This window comes from Alteromonas sp. ISO5, assembly GCF_058105165.1.
Genome location: NZ_CM176572.1, coordinates 4,630,103 through 4,642,161, shown reverse-complemented (window position 1 = coordinate 4,642,161; position 12,059 = coordinate 4,630,103). Strand labels below are relative to the sequence as shown.

Here is a 12,059-nt window from a genome sequence, read left to right as displayed (position 1 = left end):
GATCCCGTTATTTATTTGCTACCAATTGCTCCTCGGCGGCAAAAGCAGACTCCATAGGCACAAATTTACCAGTTTTTTCATCGTAGTTAAGCACTTCAGCAGTCTCAATGTTGTAGAACCAGCCGTGCAGTTCTACCTGACCGGTGGCGATTTTAGCCGCTACCGCCGGGTGAGTGCGCAGATGTTGAAGTTGCTGTACCACGTTTTCTTCAGTAACCAGTTGTAAGTGGTCATCTTTATTCAGTGAGTCACAGCCACAACGTTCTTTTACCACATCGGTAGCAACGCGGCAGTGGCCCAGCCATTCTTTTACATGCGGTAGCGAGGTAAGCGCTTCCGGGGCAATGGCGCCTTTCATGGCGCCACAGTCAGAGTGGCCGCACACAACAATGTGCGTGACACCCAGGGCCGCTACGGCAAACTCTATTGAGGCTGTCATACCACCGGTTTGATTACTGTGTGGCGGCACTACGTTACCGGCATTACGGCAGATAAACAGGTCGCCCGGTTCTGTTTGAGTGACCAGGTTAGGGTCGATACGTGAATCAGAACAGGTAATGAAAAGTACTTCAGGATTTTGACTAGTGGCGAGCTTTTTAAATGCAGCCTTCTTTTCTGGAAAAACTTCTTGTTGGAATTTTGCAACCCCAGAGATAACGTGGTCCATTTAGTCGCTCCTAAATATGAAAATAGAAAATTATACAAAATACCAAATCATTGTTACCTGATAGGTTAATAGAAAAATAGTTCAATTCGTGATAGTTTTTGACTATATGTTGACTTTATTTATTTGGACTTAAGATTATGGTCGCCTCATCCAAGTCAGTTACTTATACGCAGTTTCGTTATTTTGTGGCACTGGCCCGGGAGTTAAGTTACCGCCGCGCTGCCCAGGTGTTGGGTATAAGTCAGCCAACCCTGACATCACAAATTAATGTGCTGGAGAAAAGTCTCGGCATATCACTGTTTGAACGTTCCCGCAGTGGTACTCTGTTATCGCCGGAGGGCCGTGCCTTGTTGCCGCTGGCAGAAGATGTGTTGCAATCGTCCATTCGGTTTGAAGAGAAAGCCCGGGACATAGCCGGTGGTAACCAAACCACCTACCGGCTGGGTGTACCGCCCACACTAGGACCATATTTACTGCCTTTTATTCTGCCGCAACTGCACAAACGTTACGCTAAATTAAAGTTCTACGTGCGTGAGGCTGCGCCCACACAGTTGGTGCAGGGCTTGTTCGATGGTCATTTTGATATCATTATTTCTCCGGGCTCACAGAAATCTTCCCAACTGGTAGCCAGTAAACTGTTTATTGAGCCCTTAAAATTTGTGGTGCCCAGTGACCATGCTTTATCCGGTTTACAGTATATAGAGCCGGAGCAGATTCATGGCGAAACGGTACTGACGCTGGAAGAGGCTCACCATTTTCACCATCAGGTGCATGAGATCTGTATGAAAATCGGTGCTCAGGTAACGCGGGATTATGAGGGCACGAGTCTGGATACACTCAGGCAAATGGTGGTAATGGGCATGGGCGTAGCATTTCTGCCGGGCCTTTATGTTCATTCCGAACTGCATCAACCAGATGAACTGCATGTTTGTGAGTTAAAAGACACGCCGATTGAACGTCAGCACAATCTGGTGTGGCGGAACACCGCGCCAGGACGGGTGTTTTTCCGCGAACTGGGTAATGAAATCCGGCGCATCCTGTCCGACAGTCTTGGTCATGCGGTAAAAGTTGACAGTTAGTTACTTCCAGGCAGCTAAGAATGGCTGGCAGTGATTACCGCGAACAAAGCCGTATTTACCTTTCATGTTAGCTTTTGCGCTACATCTACTTGTACAACGGTTGCGTCGATGACGACGGCCGTTGCTTTAACTAATTGATATTAAAAATACTTTGTTTAATTTTCAACCTTGTATGGCTGCTGGGCTCATAGTTTGCGTAAATCACCCGTACAAACAGCGTTGTGTGAACTAGCTACCAGAGTTTGGTTAAAAGTATAAAAAATGCGCTGACTCATCGTTTGTCACGGGAAAATAGTATAAAATTCATCATAACGTCATAAATTTTTCACATTGATGTGGGTTTTACTAATGCAAGCAAAACGTTGGCTAGAGTTGTTCAGCCTGTTTATTGTTCTGCCGCTGCTGTTCCTGGCCGGGGTAAATCAATTTGGTCCTTATCTGTTGGTGCTACTGGCAGGGGTCGGGGGCGTTTGTTTGTGGTTACTCATGTCTGATCACACGTTTAAGCGGGTCCGGTTATGGAACTGGCAGGAGGGTAAACCTCACCTCAAAGCTTCGTTGCGCCTGTTTTTACCCTGGGCGCTGGCAACCGCTGCCATTGTTTACTTCTGGTTACCAGAGTCATTTCTGCAGTGGCCGGCCGAACAAACCTCTCTGTGGCTGTTAACCTTGCTGCTTTATCCGCTGTTTTCGGTGCTCCCTCAGGAAATCATCTACCGCACGTTTTTCTTTCACCGCTACAAATCTATCTTGCCCACGCACTCCTTACGGCTGGGAGCGAGTACCTTTTTATTTGGCTTTGCTCATGCGATTTACGGTAACTGGCTGGCAGTGGCGTTGTCGGCGGTTGGCGGAGCCATGTTTGGTATACGCTATCTGCAAAGTCGCTCCACGGTGGTAGTGGTAATTGAGCATTCCTTATGGGGTTGTTTCCTGTTTACCATCGGCCTGGGTTCGTACCTCTCTTTGCAACATACGGTTTAGGGTTTACTCTGTTACCCGGGGGCGGTAGGTGATAAATGACACCGCCCCAAAAAGCGTTGCCATAATTTCACATGATCCTGCATGGCCTGCTGGTAGGCGGTAAAGCGAGTTTGCTGGGTGCTTAAAAACTGTCTGAATGGCTCGGGCAGTGTGTCTTCATGACGCCATTTGCTAAGCAGCGGGGCAAACTGATAGTTAAAATCGTTGATGTGACCACCAATGGGCTGGATCCGCTCAATAAAAAACAAATAAAACACATTACGTAAAATGTCTGCCTGCTCTGTGGCGCTGCCTTCGGGGCAGGCTATCTTAGCTAGCAGGGGATCCAGCTGTGCGGTGAGTGGCGGTAAGCGTGTCGCTATCTGATGCTGAGCCTGCCATACCGAGGCGGGTAGACGGGTAGCGCCAATAGCCTGCAACGGCGCTTCCAGGTTGGCTTCTGCACCGGCGCGGGGCGATAAATAACTGTCCAGTTGCTGAAACAGTGTGAGTTGGCCGGCAATATCCATGGTATCAGTAAGCAGTTGGGCTGGCAGAGGTCGGTCGAAGGCAGCCCGGGTTTCATCACTGAGTACCAGCATATTGCTCCAGTGCTCAGGATAAGCAGCCTGCTTGGCCGCGTACCAGGTTTGCATAGCCGCCAGCAATTCACGAGCGGGTTGATCGCTTTGCTTGCCGACAAAAGTGATACAGTCTGCTAGTGCCGCCAATAGCTGGCGTTCATAGACCAAACGCTGGGAATAGTGCTGTATTTTACCCAGTGCCGTGTTGCGCTCGGCCACCAGATTGCCCAGCTCGCACTGTTGAAGCTGATAAAAACGGGTCAGGTTAATATCCAGCTGGACCGGTTCCAGAAACAACAACTCACGCTGTGGATAATCAGCTCCTGGTGGTTCCTCGGCTGCGATTAATTCGGTGTCCAGCACCCGGCTCAGCCGTTCGCTGTATTCGTTGATATCGTCGCTTACCTGATGCCGTGAACATGCGGTGATACAAACTAAGATAGCGAGGGAAAATAGCATCCCCCTGGCACTGTGCTGCCAGTCAGACTCCTGCAATGAACTGCCCTTAAAGTAGTTGTTGATTCAGTTGTACAATGTCGTCCTGCGCGGCCTGCAGGTAGTGACCGCCAAATAATACGGCATGATTAAGGATGTGGTAAAGCTGGTATAACTTGCGCCGGCCTGGATAACCCTCATCGAGCGGCCAGATAGCGTTGTACCCTTCGTAAAACGGGTCGGGCAGGCGCCCAAATAACTCGGTCATTGCGAGGTCAGTTTCTCTGTCTCCAAAGTATACCGCCGGATCGAATAATACCGGTTGATGATGATGGAAGCCCAGGTTACCGCGCCACAGATCGCCGTGTAATAAGGATGGCTGCGGCTGATAGTCCTGCAGAAAATGGTAAATCTGCGTGGTACAGACATCAATGTTACACCACACATGGTCTTGCCGGGCCAGTAGTTCCAGCATGGCTCCGATCCGGCTTTCCGCAAAAAACGTCGCCCAGCTGTTGGTGGCAGTATTGACCTGTACCGAGCGGCCGATGTAATTATCCCGGGGCCAGCCATATTCCGGGCCGCAGCTGGTTCGGTGTAAATGGGCCAGTTGTTTACCACAGGTGAGCCAGTCTTCGCCGGCACTTTGCGACAGTTTTAAGTACTGCATTACCAGATACTCATGTAACTGGCGGTCCTCTTCCAGTACGCCGTAACAAATCACTTTGGGAGTGCGAATACAAGCGGTATTGGCGAGCGCTTTTAAACCGTCGGCTTCGGCGTCCAGTTCGGTATTGTCAACCGAGGTCAGGGGACGGTATTTAACAAAGTAGCGCTGGCTGTCATCGCGAATAACCGCGCATTGGTGAGTGTCGCCTCCGGCTACCGGTTGACGGTTCTGACAGACAAATAAGTGGCCGGAGTGCTCACTGATTTGTTCGCTGATAAATTGCCACATGGTTGTATGCATCTTCACGCTTTTCCTGAGTATGGAATATATTGGCCTGTTTGCCAGTTCCAGCCATGACCAATAGTAGTGTTTTCGGCGACATTAACAGTCTGAGTCCGACAAATAATTCAACATAACAAACTAGAGCGCTTGATTTAATGCACTTTTTTTGTCTTTATAACAAGTACTACCATAACAACACGTTGTTTCTTCTTATGGCGCTTTCAACCAAACAAGTGGGGCTGGGACTTGGCCCGGCGGTTTTTCTGGGTATTTTACTGGGATTTAGTCCTGACAATCTGAGTCAGCAGGGCGTTGCTGTGCTGGCCGTCACCCTGTGGGTGGCAATCTGGTGGATCACAGAAGCCATACCGATTAGCGTCACAGCACTGTTACCCATTGTGCTGCTGCCCTTATTTGGTGGCGTGAATATCGCCGATGTTACGGCTTCTTATGGCCACAAATACATCTTTTTATACATGGGGGGCTTTATTCTGGCGATTGCTATTGAGCGCTGGGACCTGCACCGGCGTATCGCGCTCACCATTATTTATGTTGTAGGCAGTAACGTACCGCGTATTATCCTGGGCTTTATGTTGTCTACCGCCTTTTTGTCGATGTGGATTTCTAACACCGCTACCACGGTAATGATGTTACCCATTGGTGTGGCGGTAGCGAGTCAGTTTCTGGGGCATTCTGCCTTAAATCCCAAAGAGGGGGAGCAGTTCAGTAAAGCGCTGATGCTGGCGATTGCCTATTCGGCTTCCATTGGTGGTATGGCTACGCTTATCGGTACGCCGCCTAATCTGGTGTTAGCTGGCATCTTGCAGCAAATCTACGGTATTGATATCAGCTTTGCCACCTGGTTTATGTTTGGTTTTCCTATCAGTGTGGTGTTGCTGACGATATGCTGGGTATACCTCACCCGTTTTGCCTTTGCGTGTAAAGACAGTCAGTTCCCGGGCGGACGTGAAGAAATTGCTAAACTTCGCCATGACCTCGGACCCATGAGTTATGAAGAAAAACTGGTGCTAACGGTATTTGTAGGGACCGCTTTGATGTGGGTTTTCCGCTCTTATCTGCAACACTTTGTACCGCAACTCGACGATACCATTATTGCCATTACCGCCGCGACCAGCTTATTTTTGTTTTCCTCTAAAGATAAAAAACAGCCCATCATGACCTGGGAGGAAGCGGTGAGAATGCCCTGGGGGACCATTGTGTTGTTTGGCGGTGGTATTGCCATTGCCGGCGGTTTCCAGAAATCCGGGCTGGCCAACTGGATTGGTCAGCATTTGGTATTACTGGAAGCCTTACCGTTATTCTTGCTGGTGGCGATTTTAATTGCGGCGGTGAATTTTCTGACTGAAATCACCTCCAATCTGGCCACTACCACCGTACTATTGCCTATTCTGGCACCCATGGCGCTGGCATTGGATGTGCATCCTTATACTTTGATGGTAGCGGTAACCGTTGCGGCTTCCTGCGCATACATGTTGCCCGTCGCCACGCCACCCAATGCCATTGTGTTTGGTTCAGGTTATTTAAAAATTGCCGATATGTTCAAAACCGGTATCTGGATGAACTTTATTTCAATTATTTTATTGTCCTTCGCAGTGTACTGGCTATTGCCCGTATTATGGGGCTTTGATCTGAATGGCTTTCCGGCAGGGTTTAAACAGTAGTAAGCGTTTGTGGTTCAGAAAGGCAGGAGGCGGCCAGAGAGTAAGTTCCGGCCGCTTGGTTGAGGCGTTATTGGTTGATTAGTGCGATTTCTGCATCTTTGCTCAGTACTACCCACCAGCGATTGCCAAAATCGCTGTCATAACCGGTTAACGGATAGTCTGCACACTCAGTATCAAGTACAGGAGGTTCACTGAGGTAGGTATCTGTCCAGGCCGAATCGACTATGCAGTTGGCCGGAGCTAATGCTTGCCATGTCCCGTTGTTTTGTATACCAAGAGTTACTGTAGTTGCATCGAATGATTCTGCCCCGGTAAATTGAACGGCATAAGCATCGCTTACCGCAGTACTGATATCCCAGTCTTTGGTGGCTGTGGCCGGTAAGGTAATAGGCTGCTTTGCGGTGCTGTCAGTCTGTGAGTTACCTAATCCGGTTTCTGCTTCTATATCTATTGGCACACCGTAGTCATCCTGATAGACACCGGTTTGATTTTGTGTACCACTGATAATTAGGATATCTGAAGCGGTATCTGCCCCGGTTTGCCAACTCAGAGTGACGTGCTCTTTAAGGTCGATAGTGGTTTCTGGGATCAACAGTTCATTTGCGTCATAATCGGGGATCACCCGAACCGGACTATTCAGGTTCGGACTCCAGCTTTCATGCGCCTGATACAGCCACTGGTAAGCTAGTCGAAGCAGATCGTTCATTGACTCTGCCCGGGTAATACCGGGTGTAAAGCCCATGTCTCTTGTACGGGTGTCAGTACGATTAAAGGTATTGTTCTGACCGCCAACCAGATTAACGTAACTGCCATCATCGGCGTAACATTCATTGCTAAGATAGTGGGTCTGGAATACCAACACCGGTCTGGTGTTGGGTAGAATGGAGTTGGGGTATATAACTGATTCACAGCGGTTTTTAGTTCGTGAAAATTTGTCCATCAAGTGCCAATCTGCGGAAAAGTCCTGATCGGGATCGTTGGATGTTGCGGTATGCGGCGCATAATAGGCCTGATAGTCGACGCGCTCGCCGGTGAAGGTCAATAGCGCTGAGTTTACATCAAAATGCTCGGAACCCTTATCCATTGTCGCATTTTTCTGCGCTACGATCATTTGTACCAGCTCACGTTCACCGTAGCGGAATTCATAACCTTTGTATGAGGCATTACCCGACATGATTTGGGTGTAGGTATCCATACGATAATTACCACCGCTGGGCGTGGAACTTGACGGGGTGGTCTGCAGTGTGGTTTTTGCGCTGACTAGTGACCGCTGATACTGATGTTCATGACCTTGTACATAAATCACGTCATGATCGGCAAAAAATTTGCGGATTTGAGGCTGAACTGAATACACCCAGTCATCATCTTTAGTGCCTTCAACGATTTGCTCCCGGGTTTGCCCGTATTTGGCACCAATCAGGCCATCGTGACTGGCCACAACAATATGGTCAATGTCCTTGGTTGCTTCAACTGTTTCTTTGATCCATTCAAACGCCACTGGCAAATTGTAATAGGCGAGGGCAAATACCAGCACGTTATCGCGAATAACATAGTAGTTTATCCACTCATAATCCGGCATGTGTACGGCATCTTGCGGGATAAAGTGTTTCATGTTTTCTATCCAGTTATAGGTGTAAGCATAACTGGTTTCGTGATTACCCATCAACGGCATAAATTCAATGCCTTGCTCTTTGTATGCATCAGCAACCGAACGCCATTCGGCAAACTCAAGATCTGAGCCTTTATCGGTTAAATCGCCCACTGCAATAACCATATCTACTCCGGCATCAGCCTGATGTGCCAGTACTTCGCGCATAGGATAAACCGATACATGGGCCTGACCTGTGGCGTCTGTGCCGCCCTGAGTGTCGGGCAACAATCCGATAGTAAAAGGCTCAATTGTCTGCGTGGTTGATTCCGGAGGCGTTTCGCTGGGAGAGGTTACAGGCGTCGTGGGAGATGAGTCACTACCACATCCGGTTAATACTGCTGTTGCCAGCAAAGAGGGTATTAAAGTCTTTTTGGTTAACGCGTTCATAGCTTTCCTGCTGTTAATGAGTGAAAGTGCTGCGCGCATTAATGTAAAGTCTAATTTGTTACATAAAGTTGCAGAAATAAAAATACTTTATTGCAATATGGTTATTTAAAATTCATAAATAATTTGTTGTGACCTGCCGCAAACAGTGTTACCAGCTGCCAAAAGAGTCAAAAACAGGTGAAAAAAACGGCGAAATCGCAGCGCTGGCTAAAATCACGGCTAAACCGGTCACTCAGCCATTGCATGTGGCGTCTCAATGGTTATAATCCGAGCCTTATTGGGAACTTACCCATAGCCGCGGTCAGCGGTATTTTCACATCAGACGTTAACACAAGTGGCACAGAGTAGGTGTCACCACTGTAAGGATATTTCATGCCAGTTATTACTCTTCCTGACGGAAGCAAGCGCTCCTTCGATAACCCTGTCTCAGTTTTAGATGTTGCTAACGATATCGGTCCTGGTCTGGCCAAAGCCACCGTTGCCGGTAAAGTAAATGGCGAACTGGTTGACGCGGTTGATATCATTGAACACGATGCAGACTTACAGATCCTCACCGTTAAAGACGAAGAAGGTCTGGAAATCGTTCGTCACAGCTGCGCGCACTTATTAGGGCATGCGATTAAACAGCTCTACCCGGATGTCAAAATGGCCATTGGCCCGGTTATCGACAACGGCTTTTACTACGACGTGGATATGGAGCACTCGCTGACCCAGGAAGATATTCAGCAGCTCGAAAAGCGCATGCTGGAACTGGCTAAAACCAACTACGATGTGGTGAAGAAAACCGTTAGCTGGCAGGAAGCCCGTGATGCGTTTGTAGAACGCCATGAGCCATACAAAATCGAAATTCTGGATGAAAATATCAGCCAGGATGACAAGCCAGGCCTGTATCACCACGAAGAATACGTGGATATGTGTCGTGGCCCGCATGTACCGAATATGAAGTTTTGTCATCACTTTAAACTGATGAAAGTAGCCGGTGCTTACTGGCGTGGCAACAGCGATAACAAAATGTTGCAACGGGTTTACGGTACTGCCTGGGCAGATAAGAAACAGTTAAAGGCTTACCTGACGCGTCTGGAAGAAGCAGAAAAGCGTGATCATCGTAAAATTGGTAAAACACTGGATTTGTTCCATTGGCAGGAAGAAGCTCCAGGTATGGTGTTCTGGCATAATGATGGCTGGGCCATTTACACTGAGCTGGAGAAGTTTGTTCGTGAGATGCTGCGGAAGTACGCTTACGATGAGGTGAAAGGGCCATTGATGATGGATCGCACCCTGTGGGAAAAATCCGGACACTGGGATAAATACGCCGAAAACATGTTCACTACCGAATCAGAGAAGCGTGAATATGCAATTAAGCCCATGAACTGCCCGGGTCACGTGCAAATCTTTAACCAGGGGCTTAAGTCGTACCGTGACTTGCCATTACGCATGGCTGAGTTCGGTTGCTGTCACCGTAATGAACCATCCGGAGCCTTACACGGGTTGATGCGGGTGCGTGGCTTTACCCAGGACGATGCGCATATTTTCTGTACCGAAGAACAGATGCTCGACGAAGTGTGTAGCTGTATCGACATGATTTACGATGCCTATGGCACATTTGGCTTTGAAAAAATTGAAGTCAAGCTGTCTACTCGTCCGGAAAAACGGGTTGGTAGTGACGAAATTTGGGATAAAGCCGAAAAAGCCCTGGCCGATGCGCTGCACAGCAAGAACATTGAATTTAAATACTTGCCGGGTGAGGGCGCGTTTTACGGTCCGAAAATCGAGTTTACCCTTTACGACTGTCTGGATCGCGCATGGCAGTGTGGTACGGTGCAGGCTGACTTCTCCATGCCGGGTCGCTTAGGCTCTTCTTACGTTGCCGAAGACGGTGAGCGTAAAGTACCGGTGATGATTCACCGTGCGGTACTGGGTTCACTGGAACGCTTCATTGGTATTCTGACCGAAGAGTACGCCGGGCTATTCCCATTATGGCTTGCACCCAAGCAAATGGTGGTGATGAACATTACCGATAATCAGGCCGAATATGCCCAACAGGTGGTCGATTCTCTGCAAGCGCAGGGCTTTAGAGTGAAGACCGACTTGAGAAATGAGAAGATTGGCTTTAAAATTCGTGAACATACGCTAAAACGCGTACCTTATATGCTGGTGGTTGGCGATAAAGAAATGGAAGCAGGCAAGGTTGCTGTGCGCTCCCGTCGTGGTGAAGATTTAGGCAGTATGCCTGTGGAAGACTTTATTGCGTTAGCGAATGAAGAAATCGCTGGAAAAATCATCAAATAACGGTATACTCGCGCATCTAATTATGCAGCGTGGCTGTCGTTGTAGTATGTAAATAAGCAAGTGTCTGATTTCCACATAATTTGTTGAAAACAGGGAATCAGGTAAAGATTAAAGTAGTTGGAGGAATAGCACATTAAAGGCGCTAACAATAAGGCTCAGGGTGATAAAGCCCGGATTAACGATGAAATTACTGCAAGAGAAGTGCGCTTAATTGGCGCTGATGGAAGCCAGGTAGGCGTTGTTTCGATAAGTGAAGCAATGAGTTCTGCCGAAGCAGCAAGTTTAGACCTTGTTGAAATTAGTCCGAACGCTGAGCCGCCAGTCTGTAAAGTTATGGACTATGGTAAGTTCCTCTTCGAAAAATCGAAGGCTCAGAAAGAGCAGAAGAAAAAACAGAAGCAAATTCAGGTCAAGGAGATTAAATTTCGCCCTGGCACTGATGAAGGCGATTACCAGGTAAAACTGCGCAACCTGCGTCGCTTTCTGGAAGGTGGCGATAAAGCCAAGGTCACGATCCGTTTCCGCGGACGTGAAATGGCTCACCAAGAGATTGGCATTGAACTTTTAAACCGCGTAAAAGGTGATTTGGAAGAGATTGCTAACTGCGAGTCTTTCCCACGTCGTGTGGAAGGCCGTCAGATGATCATGGTGCTCGCCCCAATTAAGAAGTAGTAGTGGTTTAAAGTTTTTGGGAATCTGCACCCCAAAACACCCTGCTGCAAACATTAACTGGCTATAAAGGTGACTGCACACCGATAATTAGCCACCCTAAACAATGCGGAGTTTTAGCAATGCCTAAAATGAAAACTGTTAGTGGTGCTGCCAAACGTTTCAAGAAAACGGGCTCAGGCCGCTTTAAAAGCAAACAGTCTCACTTACGTCACATTCTGACTAAGAAGAGCTCTAAGCGTAAACGTCACCTGCGTGGCAAAAAACTGGTTCATGACTCTGATACTAAATTAGTTCAGCGCATGCTGCCTTACGTTTAATCGAGGAGACTGAATAATGGCAAGAGTTAAACGCGGCACTATTGCACGTGCACGTCACAAAAAAGTTTTAAAACAAGCTAAAGGTTATTACGGTGCTCGTTCACGCGTTTATCGCGTAGCGGTACAGGCTGTAACTAAAGCTGGTCAATATGCTTATCGTGACCGTCGTCAGCGTAAGCGTCAATTCCGTCAACTGTGGATTGCACGTATCAACGCTGCGGCTCGTCAAAACGGTATGTCATACAGCCGTTTCATTAACGGTCTGAAAAAAGCGTCTGTCGAAATCGATCGTAAGATCCTTGCCGACATCGCAGTTCATGACAAAGCGGCTTTCAGCGCATTAGTCGACGCGGCTAAAGGCGCATTAGCTTAATTATTAAC

The 12,059-nt window shown here is 48.1% G+C and carries 11 protein-coding genes; 7 read left to right on the top strand and 4 right to left on the bottom strand.

The features are described 5' to 3' along the window. Positions 1–7: 7 nt before the first annotated feature. Positions 8–667: a carbonic anhydrase gene (locus AC2T0J_RS21040; protein ID WP_489807689.1), complete on the bottom strand. Its 660-nt coding sequence runs from the start codon at positions 665–667 to the stop codon at positions 8–10. Positions 668–804: 137 nt separating this feature from the next. On the opposite strand from AC2T0J_RS21040, the gene AC2T0J_RS21035 reads away from it, so the two are divergent. Both AC2T0J_RS21035 and AC2T0J_RS21030 read left to right on the top strand, forming a co-directional pair. Beyond that, entirely contained in the window at positions 805–1,746 is a 942-nt protein-coding gene (locus tag AC2T0J_RS21035; protein WP_489807688.1) for a hydrogen peroxide-inducible genes activator, read from the top strand. 348 nt (positions 1,747–2,094) lie between these two features. Beyond that, positions 2,095–2,730 (top strand): CPBP family intramembrane glutamic endopeptidase, encoded by a 636-nt coding sequence (locus tag AC2T0J_RS21030; protein WP_489807687.1) that lies wholly within the window; start codon positions 2,095–2,097, stop codon positions 2,728–2,730. Between the two features lie 11 nt (positions 2,731–2,741). Here AC2T0J_RS21030 and AC2T0J_RS21025 read toward each other — a convergent pair whose 3' ends face one another. Together AC2T0J_RS21025 and AC2T0J_RS21020 are read right to left on the bottom strand one after the other, a co-directional pair. After that, the gene (locus AC2T0J_RS21025) at positions 2,742–3,788 is read right to left on the bottom strand and encodes a DUF3080 family protein (RefSeq protein ID WP_489807686.1); all 1,047 of its coding nucleotides are present in this window, start codon (positions 3,786–3,788) and stop codon (positions 2,742–2,744) included. Between the two features lie 10 nt (positions 3,789–3,798). Then, the gene (locus AC2T0J_RS21020; protein WP_489810377.1) at positions 3,799–4,698 is read right to left on the bottom strand and encodes a fructosamine kinase family protein; all 900 of its coding nucleotides are present in this window, start codon (positions 4,696–4,698) and stop codon (positions 3,799–3,801) included. Positions 4,699–4,892: 194 nt separating this feature from the next. Between AC2T0J_RS21020 and AC2T0J_RS21015 the strand changes: the two genes are divergently transcribed. Then, positions 4,893–6,362, top strand: a complete 1,470-nt coding sequence (locus AC2T0J_RS21015) for an SLC13 family permease (protein WP_489807685.1) — start codon at positions 4,893–4,895, stop codon at positions 6,360–6,362. A gap of 67 nt (positions 6,363–6,429) precedes the next feature. Here the strand turns inward: AC2T0J_RS21015 and AC2T0J_RS21010 are convergent, their stop codons facing one another. Then, on the bottom strand, positions 6,430–8,400 hold the full coding sequence (locus AC2T0J_RS21010) for a metallophosphoesterase family protein (RefSeq protein ID WP_489807684.1): 1,971 nt from the start codon (positions 8,398–8,400) through the stop codon (positions 6,430–6,432). Between the two features lie 372 nt (positions 8,401–8,772). On the opposite strand from AC2T0J_RS21010, the gene thrS reads away from it, so the two are divergent. The 4 genes from thrS (at position 8,773) to rplT (ending at position 12,051) form a co-directional block, all read left to right on the top strand. Further along, the gene (thrS, locus tag AC2T0J_RS21005) at positions 8,773–10,689 is read left to right on the top strand and encodes a threonine--tRNA ligase (RefSeq protein ID WP_489807683.1); all 1,917 of its coding nucleotides are present in this window, start codon (positions 8,773–8,775) and stop codon (positions 10,687–10,689) included. A gap of 132 nt (positions 10,690–10,821) precedes the next feature. Further along, a complete protein-coding gene (gene infC, locus AC2T0J_RS21000) occupies positions 10,822–11,361 on the top strand; it encodes a translation initiation factor IF-3 (protein ID WP_489810376.1) in 540 nt (179 codons plus the stop codon). A gap of 119 nt (positions 11,362–11,480) precedes the next feature. Continuing rightward, positions 11,481–11,678, top strand: coding sequence for a 50S ribosomal protein L35 (rpmI, locus tag AC2T0J_RS20995; RefSeq protein WP_012518091.1), 198 nt, complete (start codon positions 11,481–11,483; stop codon positions 11,676–11,678). Between the two features lie 16 nt (positions 11,679–11,694). After that, positions 11,695–12,051, top strand: a complete 357-nt coding sequence (rplT, locus tag AC2T0J_RS20990; RefSeq protein ID WP_070174515.1) for a 50S ribosomal protein L20 — start codon at positions 11,695–11,697, stop codon at positions 12,049–12,051. The last annotated feature ends 8 nt before the right edge of the window (positions 12,052–12,059 follow it).

Coding starts and splice junctions, on each gene's coding strand:
- AC2T0J_RS21040 (WP_489807689.1), bottom strand. CDS start 667: ATGGACCACGTTATCTCTGGGGTTGCAAAATTCCAACAAGAAGTTTTT.
- AC2T0J_RS21035 (WP_489807688.1), top strand. CDS start 805: ATGGTCGCCTCATCCAAGTCAGTTACTTATACGCAGTTTCGTTATTTT.
- AC2T0J_RS21030 (WP_489807687.1), top strand. CDS start 2,095: ATGCAAGCAAAACGTTGGCTAGAGTTGTTCAGCCTGTTTATTGTTCTG.
- AC2T0J_RS21020 (WP_489810377.1), bottom strand. CDS start 4,698: ATGCATACAACCATGTGGCAATTTATCAGCGAACAAATCAGTGAGCAC.
- AC2T0J_RS21015 (WP_489807685.1), top strand. CDS start 4,893: ATGGCGCTTTCAACCAAACAAGTGGGGCTGGGACTTGGCCCGGCGGTT.
- AC2T0J_RS21010 (WP_489807684.1), bottom strand. CDS start 8,400: ATGAACGCGTTAACCAAAAAGACTTTAATACCCTCTTTGCTGGCAACA.
- thrS (WP_489807683.1), top strand. CDS start 8,773: ATGCCAGTTATTACTCTTCCTGACGGAAGCAAGCGCTCCTTCGATAAC.
- rpmI (WP_012518091.1), top strand. CDS start 11,481: ATGCCTAAAATGAAAACTGTTAGTGGTGCTGCCAAACGTTTCAAGAAA.
- rplT (WP_070174515.1), top strand. CDS start 11,695: ATGGCAAGAGTTAAACGCGGCACTATTGCACGTGCACGTCACAAAAAA.